Origin of the sequence: Variovorax sp. LjRoot84, assembly GCF_964254305.1 — a bacterium.
Taxonomy (GTDB): Bacteria; Pseudomonadota; Gammaproteobacteria; order Burkholderiales; family Burkholderiaceae_C; genus Variovorax.
Window position 1 is genome coordinate 4,175,586 of the sequence record NZ_CAXUTE020000001.1, and the last position, 14,739, is coordinate 4,190,324.

Below are 14,739 nucleotides of genomic sequence, written 5' to 3' on the forward strand. Positions count from 1 at the left end.
CGCCCGCTCATGAGCTCGACCCAACCCCGCAGCTTCGGCATGGAAGCGCTGTGGCCGCTGTGTCTGGACATCGTCCGGCGTCGCCGCAGCGGAGAGCCGCCGGCGACGCCACTGGTGCCGGGCGAGGATTGGGACGACGAAGCTGTCGAGCTCCTGGCACTGCTACAGCCCCTGCTCGAGCGGACGGCCGAGGCCACGCCCTGGGTGATCGGCCAGTTGGGCCAGAGCCTCGACGGCTGTATCGCCACGCGGGGCGGCGACTCCAACTACGTGAACGGCGAGCAGGTGCTGCTGCACCTGCACCGGCTGCGCGCACTCAGCGATGCGGTCATCGTGGGCGCCGGCAGCGCGGCCATCGACAACCCGCAGCTCACCACGCGCCGCGTGGCGGGCGACAACCCGGTGCGCGTCGTGCTCGACCCGGCCCTGCGCCTGACGCCGACGCTGCGCGTCTTCACCGATCGCCAGGCGCCGACCCTGCTCGTGTGCGACGCGGCACGTGAAGCCGAAGCAGCGCAGCGCGTGGGTGCCGATCAGGTGCTGGGCGTGCCGGGCCTGGTGGACGCCAAGGGCGCAATGGACTTGCGCGCCCTGCTGGCCGCGCTGCAGCAGCGCGGCCAGCGCGTGCTGTTCGTCGAGGGCGGGGGTATCACGGTCTCGCGCTTCATCGCGCAGGGGTGCATGGACCGCCTGCACCTCAGCGTCGCGCCGGTGCTGATCGGCGGCGGGCGTCCCGGGCTGCTGCTGCCGCAAAGCGCGGCGATGCGCGATTGCCCGCGTCCCGCAAGCCGCGTCTTTCGCATGGGGGCGGATGTGATGTGGGATCTGGATCTGCGCCTTGCTCCCTCTCCCTCTGGGAGAGGGCAGGGGTGAGGGCAGCGGCCGTGGTGGCGATGGCGCCGGTTGCTGAGCCCTCACCCTAACCCTTGTATGTAGCAAAGTAGCGGCTGGCCGATCTCGAAAAGAAGACGGCGCTTGTGGCGATGCAGCATGAGTCCTTCAGCCGCAACACGCGCAACCAGCTTCGGCAGGTTTTCGATGCGCTGCGCGAATTGATGACACCACCCGAGCCAGCCAAGCGCCCCATAGGTTTCGTGGCACCCAAGACACGAAAACCTCGCTAAGGCATCGCCAGAAGATCCACGTGCCCCACGCGCAGGCAGGTGCGATCGACAAGCGCTAACCGCCGCGCCTTCCATGCGCCGACGAGCTCGTGCGCAGCCGGTTCCTGTTCCAGCGTGGCATGAGCCATGCCTTCGATCATCGCGCGCAGCATCGCCGCCTCCTCGATGCACCAATCGCTGCGCGCCTGCGTGACGCTGTAGCCCATCGCATCGAGGCGGGCGACCGCCAGCGCAATTGCTTCGCCGCCGAGCGCGGGTCCGAATCCCTTGTCGCGCCGTTGATGGGTGGCGAACAGTTCGTGGACCTCCGCGTCGCCTGCAAGACCAGGCGCCCACGCGACACGGCCATCGACAGTCAGTGCGAAGAGCACGGCCGCATTCGCCATTCGCACATGGTTCAATAGCGCGTCGAGCCACGATGCGGACACGAGGTCCAGCAGCGCCGAGGCCGTGACGAGCCGTGCCTCGCCGAAGGGAACGGCAGCCAGCGCCTCCTCAAGATCGATGCGGAGCGGACGCGCCTTCGCATGCCACCCCGGGCCTTCGAGCGATTCCGGCAACGCCGCCAGCAGGCGCGGGTCGTGGTCGACCATCAGCCACTGCTGGGCGCCGCCCAGCCGCGGCGCCAGTTCGCGCAGATTGGCGCCGGTGCCGCAGCCCAGGTCGATCACGCGCAGGACCGGGTCGTCGCCGCGCAGCCGGGCCGCCATCGCGTGCAGATCCAGCAGCGCAGCCGACGCATTGCGCGCCGCGCGGTCGAAGGGTTCGCGCAGGGCGAGCCAGTCGGCGCTGAAGCCTGTCATGCGCCTCCTGCCTGCTGCCGGAAATCGGCGAGCACCGATGCAAAGCGCGCGCCGCTCTGCTGCCATGTCGGCAGGCGGCCTCGCGCTCTTTGCGCGCCGGCCTTCAGTTGCGCCCGCCACGCAGCATCGTCCATCAGCCGCTGCAACGCGGCGCGCAGCGCGATCGCGTCGCCGGGCGACACCAGCAGGCCCGCATCGGCCGGCACCGTGTCCGGAATGGCGCCCGCGCGGGTGCTGATCACCGGCAGGCCGTAGGCCAGCGCCTCGGCCAGGGCCATGCCGTAACCCTCATGGAACGAGGGCAGCACGAAGGCATCGGCCTTCGCATAGAGCGCGCACAGGCCCGCCTCATCCTGCTCGCCATGCAGCACCACGCGTTCGCGCAGGCCGTGACGTTCGATGGCCTGCATCAATGCCGATGCGCATGCGGCGTCCATGACCAGGCTGCCTGCGCAATGCAGCGTCCAGCGCCGGTCCTTCAACCCGGCCAGCGCTTCGATCAGCAGAGCATGCCCCTTGCGCGGCGTCACGGTCGCCACGCACAGCAGCGACAAGGCATCGGTGCCCGAGCCTGCGGCCAAGGGGGCCGGCTCGGTCCCGGGCTCGACCACGACGATGCGCGAATCCGGAACGTCGAAGGCTGCCAGCGCTCGAGCCGTGGAAGAGCTGGTGACGATCACGCCGCGCGCACTGGCCAGCGCGCGCCGCTCGCTCTCGAACAAGGCGCGCTGCTGCGCCGCGTCGAGGCCGGTCTCCAGCGACAACGGGTGATGCACCAGCGCGATCCAGCAAAGCCGCTCCGCATGCCTTTGCGCCAGATCGGGCAGCACGCCGAAGGCGAGGCCGTCGACCACCGCCAGCGCGCCATCGGGCAAGGCATCGGCCACGCGGCCGGCCTGCGCGAGCGCTGCCGCAGCGGGCGCCGGATAGCCTTCGCCCAAGGTCTGGACCTCGACCTCCCACTGCTGCGCGCGCAGGCCATCGATGACGCGGCGGTCGTAGGTGTAGCCGCCGGTGCGGGTGTTCAAGTCTCCCGGCACCAGGAAGCTGCAGCGCTTGATGGTCAAAGTGCGCCCTCGTAGGCCGCCCAGGCCACATGCGATTCGTTCAACTTCACGCGCATGCTCGCGAGGCCGCTTGCGTGGGGCCCGAGTTCGCCGGCCGCGATGCGCGCGGCAACGCGATCGAAGATCACGCGCGCCATGAATTCCGTGGTGGTGTTGCGCCCCTCGAAGGCCGGATCGTCGTCGAGGTTGCGCAGGTTGAGTTCGCCCAGCACGCTGCGCAGCACCTCGGTGGCGAGCGCGATGTCGACCACCACGCCGTCGGCATCGAGCTCGGCGCGACGCAGTTCGAGATCCACCACATAGGTCGCGCCATGCAGGCGCTGCGCGGGGCCGAAGACCTGGCCGCGAAAGCTGTGGGCAATCATGAAATGGTCGCGGACGTTGACGCTGTACATGCGAAGTCTTTCCAGGGTGAAGGGGTCAGGGATAGTCGATGCGGTGGCACAAGGTGTTCGGCGCGCCCGCGGCGAGCCGGCCGAGCACCGCCGGCAGTTCGGCGAAAGGCGCGCTGTCGGTGATGAGCGCATCGAGCACCGGATCGCGCAGCAGCGACAACGCCAGCGCCATCCGGCGCCGATGGCTCCAGCGCGCGCGCTGCGCGGTGGCCACCTGGCCGACCTGCGAACTCCTGAGCGTGAGGCGCCGCGAATGGAAGGCTTCGCCCAACGGCAGCGTCACCGCGCGCTGCCCGTACCAACTCAGTTCCAGCACCGTGGCCTCGAAGGCGGCCAGCCGCAGCGCCGTGGCCAGGCCTGCTGGGCTGCCGCTGGCATGCAGCACCAGATCGGCCTCGAGACTCGCAGCCTCCGGACTCGCAAAGACGAGGCCCAGCCGTTCCGCCACCGCACGGCGCGCGGGATTCGTGTCGATCACCTCGACCGTGCAACCGGGCATGCGCCCGGCCAGCCAGGCCACCAGCAGGCCGACCACACCTGCGCCCACGACGGCGATGCGGTCGCCAACGCGCGGTGCCGCATCCCACAGCGCATTGACTGCGGTCTCCAGGTTGGCGGCCAGCACCGCGCGCGCGGGCGGCAGGCCCTCGGGCAGCAGGTGCACGGCATCGGCCGGCACCACGTAGCGGGTCTGGTGCGGATAGAGGCAGAACACCTCGCGGCCGAGAAGCGCCTCGGGCCCCCGCTCGACCGTGCCGACGCTCGCATAGCCGTACTTTACCGGCGCTGGAAATTCGCCTTCCTGGAACGGCGCGCGCATGCGTTCGAATTCGCTGGCAGGCACCTCGCCGCCGAACACCAGCAGCTCGGTGCCGCGGCTGATGCCGCTGTGCAACGCACGAACCTGCACCTCTTCGGGACCGGGCGCATCGAATGCAGCGCGCCGGATGCCGGCCCGGCCCGGGGCTTCGATCCAGCAGGCCCAGGACTCGGCAGAAGCAACACGGGAGGGATATGCTGGCATGCAACGGATCTTATGACGATGCTCACCCATCCTCCTGCCGATGGCCCCGCACGCAGCGCGGGCCGGCTCGCGGCGCTCCGGCGCGATGCCTGGCGCGAGGCCGTGCCCTGCTTCCTGCTGCTCGCCGTGGCGGCTGGCGGGCTGACGGTGCTGGGCGAGCTCAGTCCCTGGTTCAAGCTCAAGGCAGCCGCCGTCTTTGCGGCAGCCTTCGCGTGGGTGCTGCATGGCCTTGCGGCCCATGCGCCGAATGCGCGCTTCGGTGCCGCCAACCGCGTGACGCTGGCGCGCCTGGCGCTCGCCGCATTGCTCGCGGCGGGCATCGGCGAGCCCCTGGCCGATGCCGAAGCGATGGCGTGGAGCGCCATCGTCGTGGGCACGACCGCCGCGCTGCTCGATGCCCTCGATGGCCCGCTCGCGCGCCGCAGCGGGCTGGCCAGCGAATTCGGCGCGCGCTTCGACATGGAGACCGATGCGTTGCTGACCTTCGCGCTCTGCCTGCTGGTCTTTCATTTCGACAAGGCCGGCTCATGGATCCTGGCCGCGGGCCTGATGCGCTACGCCTTCGTGCTGGCGATGAAGCCCTGGCCCTGGCTGGCGCGGCCGCTCGCGCCGAGCCAGCGGCGCAAGGCGGTGTGCGTGGCGCAGATCACCAGCCTGCTCGTCTGCCTCGGTCCGATCATCTCGCTGCCCTGGAGCCGGGCCATCGCGGCTGCGAGCCTGGCCGCGCTCACTGCGTCTTTCGCGATCGACATCGCGTGGTTGATCCGTCATCGCGCATCCCCACTGGAGCCTGCCTCATGAAAGCACTCGCGGCCCGCTTGCCGTACGCCCTGATCGTGTCATGCCTCATAGCGAACGCCCTGCCCGCGCGCGCCGAGGCCACACGCTACGAGCTCGACCCTGAACATCTCACCATCGCCTTCCTGGTCGATCACATCGGCTACGCCAAGGTGCTGGGCATGTTCCGCGCCGCGCGCGGCAGCTACAGCTTCGACGAAGCCACGGCCACGCTCAGCAACGTGCGCATCGAGGTCGACACCCAGAGCGTCTTCAGCAACTACGCCAAGCGCGACCAGCATCTGAAGAGCGCCGACTTCCTCAACACGGCCGAGTTCCCGCGCATGGTGTTCACCGCGATCGGCGCCAAGCGCACGGGCGATCGCACCTTCGAGATCGCCGGCCAGCTCGAGCTGCTGGGCCGCTCCCAGCCGCTGACGCTCGCCGCGACCTGGAACAAGAGCGGGCCCTCGCCGATCGAGAAGAGCTACGTGATGGGCGTCTCGGCGCGCGGCAGCTTCAAGCGCAGCAGCTACGGCATGAACTACGCAGTCGGCAACGGCTGGGTCGGCGACGAGGTGCCGCTCATCATCGAGTTCGAGGCCAAGCGCAAATGAGGCCCGCCGCATGGGGCGGGTGGCTGCCGCGCTTCGCCCTGCCCCTGCTGCTGCTCAATGCGCTGCTGACGATGGAGAACCACGGGCCGGGGCTGTGGCCGCGCCTGGCGCTGCGCGTGTCCTTCGAACTCGTCATGGTTCTGGTGATGCTCACGGCCTGGATCGCCTGGCGCGGGCAGCCGGGCGCACGCATGCTGCGCTTGCTGGCGAGCGTCACCGCCTTCTGGATCCTCGCTCGCTACCTCGACGTGACGGTGTCGGCCGTATTCGGCCGGCAGATCAACCTCTACTGGGACAGCAGGCACGCGCTGGACGTGCTGCGCATGGGCGAGCTCGCAGCTTGGCAGATCGGCTTGGCAGCGCTCGCCGCGCTGGCCATCCCTGTGCTGCTGTACGGCCTGGCATGGCGATGCTGGCATGCGATTGCGCGCGAGCTGGCTTGGCCCACGCCGCGGCCCGCGATCGGCCTCATCGGCCTTCTGCTCTTCGCGAACTTTGCCGCGCATGGCATCGGGGGGCGCGACACGCGCTGGTTCTTCTCGATGCCGGTCGCGCCCATTCTTGCGCAGCAGGCCGGAATCCTGGCCGGCCAGCTGCTGCCCGGCCACGCGGCTTCGCAGCTCTCGCCCAGCCCGGCCTTCGAGCACAGCTCGCTCGCAGGCCTCCGCGGCGCCGACGTGCTGCTGATCTTTGCCGAGTCCTACGGCGTCACCGCGCTGGACGACCCGCAGCAGGCCGCCGCGCTCGCGCCGGCGCGCGCGCAGCTGATGCAGGCGCTCGCGGCCGGCGGCCGGCAGGCGGTCTCGGCGCGCGTGCGCTCCCCCACTTTCGGCGGCGCCTCCTGGCTGGCCCATGCGGCGCTGCTCAGCGGCGTCGACATGCAGGACCCCGGCGCATACGAACTGCTGCTGACCACTGATCGTTCGACGCTGGTGCGCCATTTCAAGGCCCATGGCTGGCGTACCGTGAACTGGATGCCGGGCCTGCAGAAGCCCTGGCCCGAAGGCAGCTTCTACGGCTTCGACCGCTATGCCGACGCCGACGGCATCGGCTATCGCGGGCCGCCCTTCGGCTACTGGCGCGTTCCCGACCAGGCCTCGATGGCACTGCTGCACGCGCAGGAACTGGCCGAGCCGCGCGAGGAACGCGCGCCGCGCTTCATCGTCTTTCCGACCCTGACGAGCCATGCGCCCTTCCGCCCGATCGCGCCCTACGTGCCGGACTGGCAGCGGCTGCTGCGCGCCGACGCCTACACGGCGGCGGAAGTCGCACAGGCCGTCGCGCAACCGGGTTCGTGGCTGCAGCCCGTGCCCGCGTACCTCGAATCGCTGGCCTACACCTTCCACTGGCTGGGCGACTACCTCTCGGGTCGCGCGCCGCGGCAGCTGCTCACCATCGTGATCGGCGACCACCAGCCGATGGCGGGCGTGAGCGGCGCGGGCGCTTCGTGGGACGTACCGGTCCACATCATCAGCACGGACACGCAACTGCTCAAACGCTTCGAGGCCCTCGGCTTCACGCCGGGTCTGCTGCCGATGCGGCCCTCAACCGCAGGTATGCATGACCTGACGCCGGTGCTGATCGCCGCATTCGACGCGACTGCCGACGCACCGTTGGGCAGCGCAGAATGAAAGCTGGCGCGCCCACAGCTTCCGAGCAATAGTTCATACCCTGTTCGGCCAGGGCTCTGCTAGCCTCTCTCCCATGCGCGCCATTCTTCTTCTCGCCAGCATCGTGATCCTCGGCCTCGCCTGGTGGCTGGGATCCTTCGTCGGATTGCTGATCGCGATCGGCGCGTGCTTCGCACTGGCGGCTGCGAGTTTCATCTTCTCCAGGGCCCGCAAGGAAGCCCGCGAATCCAAGGAGATGCAGCGCGCCTTCGGCCGCAGCACCACCTTCCTCGCCGGCCTGCGCAGGCACTGACGGCGGCTCACCCGCTGCTACTTGCCGGCGCCCGCGGCCTCCTTGGCATGCGCGACCTCGGTCTCGCGCGGCAGCCTGACGCCGTTCTTCACCGCCAGGATCTCGGCCATCACGCTCACCGCGATCTCGGGCGGCGTCTTGCTGCCGATGTAGATGCCGATCGGGCCGCGCAGGCGCGAAAGCGATGCCTCGGTCTGCTCGAAGTGCTCGATCATGCGTTCGCGCCGCGCCTGGGCGTTGCGGCGCGAGCCGATCGCGCCGACGTAGAAGGCTTCGCTTTGCAGGGCCTCGAGCAGGGCCAGGTCGTCGAGCTTCGGGTCGTGCGTGAGCGCGACCACGCAGCTGCGGCGGTCGGGCTTGAAGGCGCTCACCGCGTCGTCGGGCATCTCGGTGCTGAGCGTCACGCCCGGCACGGCCCAGGCGGTGCGGTACTCGGTGCGCGGATCGCACAGCGTCACCGCGAAACCGCTGAACTTCGCCATCGTCGACAGGTACTCGGCCAGCTGGCCGGCGCCGATCAGGAGCATGCGGTATTCGGGCCCGAAGGTGTTGACCAGCTCGGTGTCGCTGATCGAGAGCTCGGCCGGCGCGCTCGCCTCGGCCACGCTGACGGTGCCATCGGCCAGCGACACGGTGCGCTGCATCAGCCGCCCTTTTTCGAGCGCGGCCACCAGCGTCTCGAGCGAGGCGGCGTCCGGGTCGTATTCGAGCAGCAGTTCCAGCGTGCCGCCGCAGGGCAGGCCGAAGCGGTGCGCCTCATCCGCCGTGATGCCGTACTTGACCAGCGCCGGCGCGCCCGAAGGCATCTCGCCCGGCGCGCCGTGGGCACGGCTGTAGCGCGCGATCAGGTCGTCTTCGATGCAGCCGCCCGAGACCGAGCCGATCACGGCGCCGTCTTCCGCCAGCGCCATGATCGAGCCGATCGGCCGCGGCGAAGATCCCCAGGTGCGCACCACCGTCGTGAGCAGCGCGCGGCGGCCCGCGAGCCGCCAGTCGCGCAGCGTGCGCAGAACCATGACGTCGAGGTTCTCCATGATGTTCGTCTTCCTAGTCGGCCGGCTCTTCCGTATCGCTCGCCGATTTGTCGGACTTCCTGCCGATGCCGATCTTGCGCATGAAGCCCGCCATCGCGCCGGTCTTCTCGGACGGCTCGGCGGCAGCGGGCGCCTCGGCGCTCTCGGCCACCGCGGCCGGCGACGGGCCGTAGCGGCTTTGCATCTCGACCTCGAAGCGCTTGAAGAAATCGTCGGCCGTCGACTTGGCGGCGCCGTCGATCAAGCGCTGCCCCAACTGCGCGATCTTGCCGCCCACCTGCGCCTGCACCGTGTAGTCGAGCTCGCAGCCGGGGCTCGCATCGGCGACCGGCTTGAGCGTCACGCTCGACGAACCCTTGGCGAATCCGGCAACGCCGCCCTGCCCTTCGAAGGACAGCTTGTAGCTGTCCGGCGGCGAGATGTCGGCCAGCGCGACCTTGCCGTTGAACTTGGCCGACACCGGGCCGATCTTGACGGCCAGCGCCACCGCGTACTGGTTGTCGCCTACGGCCTCGAACTTGTCGCAGCCGGGGATGCATTTCTTCAGCGTCTCGGGATCGTTGAGCGCCTCCCAGGCTTGCTGCTGCGTGATGCCGAGCCGGCGGTTGCCGAGCATTTCCATCGTGAGGTTCCTTCTAGCGGCCGGACCGCATCAGGGCCGCGAGACTCGCGGCCAGTTGTTCGAGTGCAAGGAGATTGTGGACCGCGAGCATCGCGTCTGCATGGCGGTGCAGAACGGCCGCCCCGCGCGCGAGCGGCGCATAGCCCTCGTAGCGCAGCAGCGGGTTGAGCCACAGCACCCGCCGCGAATGGCGCTTGAGCCACAGCAGTTCGCGCTCCAGGGTTTCGGGTTCGCCGGTGTCCAGGCCGTCGCTGATCACCAGCACCAGCGTGCGGCGGCCGGTCAGGCGACGCGCATGGCGCTCGCGCAGTTCGCCGAGCGAGGCGCCGAAACGCGTGCCGCCGGCGAAATCGGCGATGGCCTCGCTAGCTGCGGCCAGCATCAGATCGGTGTCGGCCAGCCGAAAGGCCGGCGTCAGGTCGGTCAACTGGGTGCCGAAGGCGAACACGTCGCGCCGGCCGGCGCGCCGCGTCGACGCATGCAGAAAGGCCAGCAGCAGGCGCGCATAACGCTCCATCGATCCGGAGACGTCGACCAGCACCAGCAAGGGCAGCGGCTGCTTCTGCCGCGAGAGCCGCGGCAGAAGCAGCATCTCGCCGCCGGTGCGCCCGGCCTCGTGCCAGACGCCGGGCCAGTGCATGCGCGAATGCGCGCCCGCATCGCCGGTCACGCGCAGGCGGCGCGAGGGCAGCGCCGGCACCGGCAGCGCGATGTCGCGGGCCAGTCGCTCCACCAGGCGGTACTCGGCGGCGCCCAGCGCGTTGAAGTCGGCGTGGTGCACCCGCTGGCGATCGCTTGCCGTCATCGCGGCATCGAAGTCGACCTCGCGCTCGGTCTGCGCGGGCTTCACCGCATCGCGCGGCGCCGCAAGTGCCTCGCGCACGCGTGGCCGGCGCTTCGAGGGCTCGGCCTTGCCTTCGGCGCTCGGCAGCATCTGCGCGAGCAGCTTGTTGGCAAGCTCGGGATCGCGGAACCAGGCATCGAAGAGTTCTCGGAACACCAGGCGATCCTGTTCGCGGCTGATCATCACGGCTTCCATCGCGGCCGCCAGGTCGAGCCGGCTGTCGACCCCGACCAGCGCAGCGGCTTCGGCAGCGAGCGCGATGCGTGCCGAATCGGTCCGCACGCCGGCGCGGCGCAGCGCCCGGCCGAAGCCCATCATGTTGCCGGCCAGCTTGCCGCGCCGCGCGTCGCCGAGTTGCGGAACGCTCACGACGCCGACTCCTCCTCGGGCTTCAGCAGATCGGAGGCCAGCTCGTGCGTCAGCGCCGCCACATCGTCGCGCTGCTTGAAGAGAATGCCCGCGGTATCGACCACGATCTCGGGGTCGAGCTCGACGGTGTCGAGCGCGATCAGCGCCCTTGCCCATTCGACGCTTTCCGCAATGCCCGGTGCGCGCTGGAAGGCGCTTGCAAAGGGCGCGCTACGCAAGCGCCCGACGAAGGCTGCGACCTGCTCGGAAAGAACGGCGCCCGCCTTCGGCACCTGCGCACGCACGATGGCCAGCTCGCGATCGCGCTCCGGATAGTCCAGCCAGTGGTAGAGGCAGCGCCGCTTGACGGCATCGTTGAGTTCGCGCGTGCGATTGCTGGTCAGGATGGTGACCGGCGGCACCAGCGCCTGCACCGTGCCCAGCTCGGGAATGCTGACCTGGTATTCGCCCAGGTACTCGAGCAAGAACGCCTCGAAGGGCTCGTCGGCGCGATCGACCTCGTCGATCAGCAGCACGGCACCGGGCGCCGGCGCCTGCAGGGCCTGCAAGAGCGGCCGGCGGATCAGGTAGCGCGGCTGGTAGACCTCCGATTCGACGTCGCTCGAAGCCCCGTGCGCCTCGGCCGCGCGCATGTGCAGCAGCTGCGCCGCATAGTTCCATTCGTAGAGCGCCTCGCGCTGCTCCAGGCCGTCGTAGCACTGCAGGCGCAGCAACTCGCGCGCGAGCGCGGTCGCCAGCGCCTTGGCCAGCTCGGTCTTGCCGACGCCGGGTTCGCCCTCCAGCAGCAGCGGACGCTGGAGCTTGAGCGCGAGAAACACCGCCGTCGCGAGCCGCCGGTCGGCGTAGTAGGCGGCGCCTTCCAGCGCCTGCACGACCGCGTCGATGGTGTTGAACGGGGAGGTCGCGGCAGGCGTGGTGTCGGTCATCTCCGGAGCTTAGCCCAGCGCCTTTTTCACAGCGCGCTGTGTGAGTACGTTGATCAGGTTGGCGCGGTAGGCCGCCGAGGCATGCAGGTCGCTGTTGAGATCGCTGGCGTCGATCTTCACGCCGGCCGCGGCCTCGGGGGTGAAGCTCTTCGCGAGCGCATCTTCCAGCCCCTTGTGCCGGAACACGCCATTGCCGGCACCGGTAACCGCGACGCGCACGCCGCTGTCGCCTTGCGTGACGAACACGCCGACCAGCGGGAAGTTCGAGGCCTTCTGGCGCAGCTTCTCGTAGGCAGCCCGCTTCGGGATCGGGAAGCGGATCGCGGTGATCAGCTCGCCCTCCTCCAGCGCGGTGGTGAAGAGGCCGAGGAAGAAATCGTCGGCCGCGATCTCGCGCTTGTCGGTGACGATGGTCGCGCCCGAGGCCAGCACCGCGCTCGGGTAGCAGGCCGCCGGATCGTTGTTGGCCACCGAGCCGCCGATGGTGCCCATGGCACGCACCTGCCGGTCGCCGATGTGGTCGGCCAGCCAGGCCAGCGCGGGGAAGCCCGCCTTGATCTCGGCGTTGGCGCCGACGTCGAGGTGGCGCGTCATCGCGCCGATCACGAAGGCATTGCCGTCCTTCTTGATGCCGGCGAGCTCCTTGATGCCGCCGAGGTCGACCAGCTGCTCGGGCGCCGACAGGCGCAGCTTCATCGAAGCCAGCAGCGTCTGGCCGCCGGCGAGGACCTTGCCGCCGGCGGCAGCCAGCTTGGCCGCATCGGCGACGGTGGCGGGACGTTCGAGGGTGAAGGCGTACATGGCGATTTCCTTCTCGTTTGGTTCTACTTGGCCACGGCCTGCATCGCTTCCCACACGCGGTGGGGCGAGGCCGGCATGTCGAGGTCCTTGACGCCCAGCGGCGCCAGCGCGTCCAGCACGGCATTGATCAGGGCCGGCGGCGAGCCGATGGCGCCCGCCTCGCCGCACCCCTTGGTGCCCAGCGGGTTGTGCGTGCAGGGCGTGCAGGTGGTGGCCACCTTGAAGTTCGGGAAGTCGTCGGCGCGCGGCATTGCGTAGTCCATGAAGCTGCCGGTGAGCAGCTGGCCGCTCTCCTTGTCGTAGACGCAGTTCTCCATCAGCGCCTGGCCGAGGCCCTGCACGATCCCGCCGTGCACCTGGCCCTCGACGATCATCGGATTGATGATGGTGCCGAAGTCGTCGACCGCGGTGAAGCGGTCGATCTTCACTTCGCCGGTGCCCTTGTCGATCTCGACCTCGCAGATGTAGGTGCCGCCCGGGAAGGTGAAGTTGGTCGGGTCGTAGAACGCGGTTTCGTTGAGCCCGGGCTCCAGCTTGTCGAGCGGGTAGTTGTGCGGCACGTAGGCGGTGAGCGCGACCTGCCCGAAGGGGATCTTCTTGTCGGTGCCCTTGACGGTGAACTCGCCGTTGCTGAACTCGACGTCAGCGTCGCTCGCCTCCATCAGGTGGGCCGCGATCTTCTTGGCCTTGGTCTCGATCTTGTCGAGCGCCTTCATGATCGCCGCACCGCCGACCGAGATCGAGCGCGAGCCGTAGGTGCCCATGCCGAAGGGCACGCGGCCGGTGTCGCCGTGCACCACGTCGACGGACTCGACCGGAATGCCCAGGCGCGCGGCCACCACCTGCGCGAAGGTGGTCTCGTGACCCTGGCCATGGCTGTGCGAGCCGGTGAACACGGTCACGCTGCCGGTCGGATGCACGCGGATCTCGCCGCACTCGAACAGGCCGGCGCGCGCGCCGAGCGCACCCGCGATGTTCGAGGGCGCGATGCCGCAGGCCTCGATGTAGCTCGAGTAGCCAATGCCGCGCAGCTTGCCCTTGGCTTCGGTCGCCGCCTTGCGCTCTGCGAAGCTGGCCACCTCGGCCAGTTCCTTGGCCTTGTCCATCGAGGCGTGGAAGTCGCCCGTGTCGTACTGCAGCGCCACCGGCGTCTGATACGGGAAGGCGGTGATGAAGTTGCGCTTGCGGATCTCGTCCTGGCCCAGGTTCAATTCCCAGGCGCAGCGCGAAACCAGGCGCTCCAGCAGGTAGGTGGCCTCGGGCCGCCCCGCGCCGCGATAGGCATCGACCGGCGCGGTGTTGGTGAACCAGGCATCGACCTCGACGTAGATCTGCGGCGTCGTGTACTGGCCCGCGAGCAGCGTGGCGTACAAGATGGTCGGCACCGCGGTCGAGAAGGTCGACAGATAGGCGCCCAGGTTGGCGTCGGTGTGCACGCGCAGCGCAAGGAACTTGCCATCCTTGTCCATCGCCATCTCGGCATGGCTCACATGGTCGCGGCCGTGCGCGTCGGACAGGAAGCACTCGGAACGATCGCCGGTCCACTTGATGCTGCGATTGAGCTGCTTGGCGGCCCAGGTCAGCGCCACGTCCTCGGCATAGAGGAAGATCTTGGAGCCGAAGCCGCCGCCCACGTCGGGTGCGATCACGCGCACCTTGTGCTCGGGCAGGCCGAGTACGAAGGCCGTCATCAACAGGCGTTCGACGTGCGGATTCTGGTTGGCGACGTAGAGCGTGTATTCCTCGGTCGCGCGGCTGTAGCTGCCGATCGCGACGCGCGGCTCCATCGGGTTCGGCACCAGCCGGTTGTTGACCAGGTCGAGCTTCGTGACATGCGCCGCCTTGGCGAAGGCCGCGTCGACCGCCGCCTTGTCGCCCAGCGCCCACTTGTAGCATTGGTTGTCCGGCGCGGCCTCGTGGAGCGTGACGCCGCCTGCCTTCTTCGCGGCATCGGCCACGCTCACCAGCGCGGGCAGTTCCTCGTAGTCGACCACGATCGCTTCGGCCGCATTCTTCGCCTGCTCCACCGTCTCGGCCACCACCATCGCGACGTGGTCGCCGACATAGCGCACCTTTCCGATCGCGAGGATCGGATGCGGCGGCTCCTTCATCGGCGTGCCGTCGGGGTTGTTGATGAGCCAGCCGCAGGGCAGCCCGCCCATCTTGCCGTCGATGTCCTTGCCGCTGAAGATGCCGACCACGCCGGGCATCTTCTCGGCGGCGGCGGTGTCGATCGACTTGATGTTGGCGTGCGCGTGCGGCGAACGCAGGAAGATGGCGTGGCTCTGGTTGGCCATCGTCACGTCGTCGGTGTACTGGCCGGCGCCGGTCAGGAAGCGGTAGTCTTCCTTGCGCTTGAGTGCCTCGCCGATGTGCGGCAGGCTGGCGAAATCGGGTGCGCCCATGATGGTGC

15 protein-coding genes are annotated in these 14,739 nt (G+C 69.3%); 5 read left to right on the plus strand and 10 right to left on the minus strand.

The genetic code is table 11. From position 1 onward, the window contains the following. The first annotated feature begins 9 nt into the window (after positions 1 to 9). Positions 10 to 873, plus strand: a complete 864-nt coding sequence (locus ACSQ9I_RS20785; RefSeq protein WP_436314300.1) for a RibD family protein — start codon at positions 10 to 12, stop codon at positions 871 to 873. A 247-nt stretch (positions 874 to 1,120) separates the two neighbouring features. Here ACSQ9I_RS20785 and ACSQ9I_RS20790 read toward each other — a convergent pair whose 3' ends face one another. The 4 genes from ACSQ9I_RS20790 to ACSQ9I_RS20805 are packed head-to-tail and all read right to left on the minus strand — an operon-like array spanning position 1,121 to position 4,413. Beyond that, the gene (locus ACSQ9I_RS20790) at positions 1,121 to 1,927 is read right to left on the minus strand and encodes a methyltransferase domain-containing protein (protein WP_436314301.1); all 807 of its coding nucleotides are present in this window, start codon (positions 1,925 to 1,927) and stop codon (positions 1,121 to 1,123) included. Continuing rightward, on the minus strand, positions 1,924 to 2,994 hold the full coding sequence (locus ACSQ9I_RS20795; RefSeq protein ID WP_436314302.1) for a glycosyltransferase family 4 protein: 1,071 nt from the start codon (positions 2,992 to 2,994) through the stop codon (positions 1,924 to 1,926). Before ACSQ9I_RS20795 ends, ACSQ9I_RS20790 begins: the two co-directional genes overlap by 4 nt. Further along, on the minus strand, positions 2,991 to 3,389 hold the full coding sequence (locus ACSQ9I_RS20800; RefSeq protein WP_093103061.1) for a 6-pyruvoyl trahydropterin synthase family protein: 399 nt from the start codon (positions 3,387 to 3,389) through the stop codon (positions 2,991 to 2,993). Before ACSQ9I_RS20800 ends, ACSQ9I_RS20795 begins: the two co-directional genes overlap by 4 nt. A gap of 25 nt (positions 3,390 to 3,414) precedes the next feature. Further along, on the minus strand, positions 3,415 to 4,413 hold the full coding sequence (locus ACSQ9I_RS20805) for a zinc-dependent alcohol dehydrogenase (protein ID WP_436314303.1): 999 nt from the start codon (positions 4,411 to 4,413) through the stop codon (positions 3,415 to 3,417). A gap of 18 nt (positions 4,414 to 4,431) precedes the next feature. On the opposite strand from ACSQ9I_RS20805, the gene ACSQ9I_RS20810 reads away from it, so the two are divergent. The 4 genes from ACSQ9I_RS20810 (at position 4,432) to ACSQ9I_RS20825 (ending at position 7,730) form a co-directional block, all read left to right on the plus strand. Then, complete coding sequence (locus ACSQ9I_RS20810; RefSeq protein ID WP_436290988.1) at positions 4,432 to 5,214, plus strand: CDP-alcohol phosphatidyltransferase family protein; 783 nt, start codon at positions 4,432 to 4,434, stop codon at positions 5,212 to 5,214. Then, the gene (locus tag ACSQ9I_RS20815) at positions 5,211 to 5,807 is read left to right on the plus strand and encodes a YceI family protein (protein WP_436314304.1); all 597 of its coding nucleotides are present in this window, start codon (positions 5,211 to 5,213) and stop codon (positions 5,805 to 5,807) included. The genes ACSQ9I_RS20810 and ACSQ9I_RS20815 overlap by 4 nt, the downstream gene beginning before the upstream one ends. Next, positions 5,804 to 7,438, plus strand: a complete 1,635-nt coding sequence (locus ACSQ9I_RS20820; RefSeq protein WP_436314305.1) for a sulfatase-like hydrolase/transferase — start codon at positions 5,804 to 5,806, stop codon at positions 7,436 to 7,438. Before ACSQ9I_RS20815 ends, ACSQ9I_RS20820 begins: the two co-directional genes overlap by 4 nt. A gap of 73 nt (positions 7,439 to 7,511) precedes the next feature. Then, complete coding sequence (locus ACSQ9I_RS20825) at positions 7,512 to 7,730, plus strand: hypothetical protein (RefSeq protein WP_093103053.1); 219 nt, start codon at positions 7,512 to 7,514, stop codon at positions 7,728 to 7,730. A gap of 17 nt (positions 7,731 to 7,747) precedes the next feature. Here ACSQ9I_RS20825 and ACSQ9I_RS20830 read toward each other — a convergent pair whose 3' ends face one another. The 6 genes from ACSQ9I_RS20830 to ACSQ9I_RS20855 are packed head-to-tail and all read right to left on the minus strand — an operon-like array spanning position 7,748 to position 14,731. Further along, the gene (locus tag ACSQ9I_RS20830) at positions 7,748 to 8,764 is read right to left on the minus strand and encodes an XdhC family protein (protein WP_436290985.1); all 1,017 of its coding nucleotides are present in this window, start codon (positions 8,762 to 8,764) and stop codon (positions 7,748 to 7,750) included. Positions 8,765 to 8,777: 13 nt separating this feature from the next. Beyond that, entirely contained in the window at positions 8,778 to 9,386 is a 609-nt protein-coding gene (locus ACSQ9I_RS20835) for a CoxG family protein (protein WP_436314306.1), read from the minus strand. Between the two features lie 13 nt (positions 9,387 to 9,399). Continuing rightward, the gene (locus ACSQ9I_RS20840; protein WP_436306328.1) at positions 9,400 to 10,548 is read right to left on the minus strand and encodes a vWA domain-containing protein; all 1,149 of its coding nucleotides are present in this window, start codon (positions 10,546 to 10,548) and stop codon (positions 9,400 to 9,402) included. A 47-nt stretch (positions 10,549 to 10,595) separates the two neighbouring features. Continuing rightward, positions 10,596 to 11,525: an AAA family ATPase gene (locus ACSQ9I_RS20845; RefSeq protein ID WP_436314307.1), complete on the minus strand. Its 930-nt coding sequence runs from the start codon at positions 11,523 to 11,525 to the stop codon at positions 10,596 to 10,598. Positions 11,526 to 11,534: 9 nt separating this feature from the next. After that, positions 11,535 to 12,326: an FAD binding domain-containing protein gene (locus ACSQ9I_RS20850; protein WP_093103044.1), complete on the minus strand. Its 792-nt coding sequence runs from the start codon at positions 12,324 to 12,326 to the stop codon at positions 11,535 to 11,537. 23 nt (positions 12,327 to 12,349) lie between these two features. Beyond that, positions 12,350 to 14,731, minus strand: coding sequence for a xanthine dehydrogenase family protein molybdopterin-binding subunit (locus ACSQ9I_RS20855; RefSeq protein ID WP_436314308.1), 2,382 nt, complete (start codon positions 14,729 to 14,731; stop codon positions 12,350 to 12,352). Positions 14,732 to 14,739: the final 8 nt, after the last annotated feature.

What these genes read in the sequence shown, in the direction of transcription:
- ACSQ9I_RS20785 (WP_436314300.1), top strand. Translation starts at nt 10, where the DNA reads ATGAGCTCGACCCAACCCCGCAGCTTCGGCATGGAAGCGCTGTGGCCG.
- ACSQ9I_RS20810 (WP_436290988.1), top strand. Translation starts at nt 4,432, where the DNA reads ATGCTCACCCATCCTCCTGCCGATGGCCCCGCACGCAGCGCGGGCCGG.
- ACSQ9I_RS20815 (WP_436314304.1), top strand. Translation starts at nt 5,211, where the DNA reads ATGAAAGCACTCGCGGCCCGCTTGCCGTACGCCCTGATCGTGTCATGC.
- ACSQ9I_RS20790 (WP_436314301.1), bottom strand. Translation starts at nt 1,927, where the DNA reads ATGACAGGCTTCAGCGCCGACTGGCTCGCCCTGCGCGAACCCTTCGAC.
- ACSQ9I_RS20825 (WP_093103053.1), top strand. Translation starts at nt 7,512, where the DNA reads ATGCGCGCCATTCTTCTTCTCGCCAGCATCGTGATCCTCGGCCTCGCC.
- ACSQ9I_RS20850 (WP_093103044.1), bottom strand. Translation starts at nt 12,326, where the DNA reads ATGTACGCCTTCACCCTCGAACGTCCCGCCACCGTCGCCGATGCGGCC.
- ACSQ9I_RS20845 (WP_436314307.1), bottom strand. Translation starts at nt 11,525, where the DNA reads ATGACCGACACCACGCCTGCCGCGACCTCCCCGTTCAACACCATCGAC.
- ACSQ9I_RS20820 (WP_436314305.1), top strand. Translation starts at nt 5,804, where the DNA reads ATGAGGCCCGCCGCATGGGGCGGGTGGCTGCCGCGCTTCGCCCTGCCC.
- ACSQ9I_RS20855 (WP_436314308.1), bottom strand. Translation starts at nt 14,731, where the DNA reads ATGGGCGCACCCGATTTCGCCAGCCTGCCGCACATCGGCGAGGCACTC.
- ACSQ9I_RS20830 (WP_436290985.1), bottom strand. Translation starts at nt 8,764, where the DNA reads ATGGAGAACCTCGACGTCATGGTTCTGCGCACGCTGCGCGACTGGCGG.
- ACSQ9I_RS20835 (WP_436314306.1), bottom strand. Translation starts at nt 9,386, where the DNA reads ATGGAAATGCTCGGCAACCGCCGGCTCGGCATCACGCAGCAGCAAGCC.
- ACSQ9I_RS20840 (WP_436306328.1), bottom strand. Translation starts at nt 10,548, where the DNA reads ATGATGGGCTTCGGCCGGGCGCTGCGCCGCGCCGGCGTGCGGACCGAT.
- ACSQ9I_RS20800 (WP_093103061.1), bottom strand. Translation starts at nt 3,389, where the DNA reads ATGTACAGCGTCAACGTCCGCGACCATTTCATGATTGCCCACAGCTTT.
- ACSQ9I_RS20805 (WP_436314303.1), bottom strand. Translation starts at nt 4,413, where the DNA reads ATGCCAGCATATCCCTCCCGTGTTGCTTCTGCCGAGTCCTGGGCCTGC.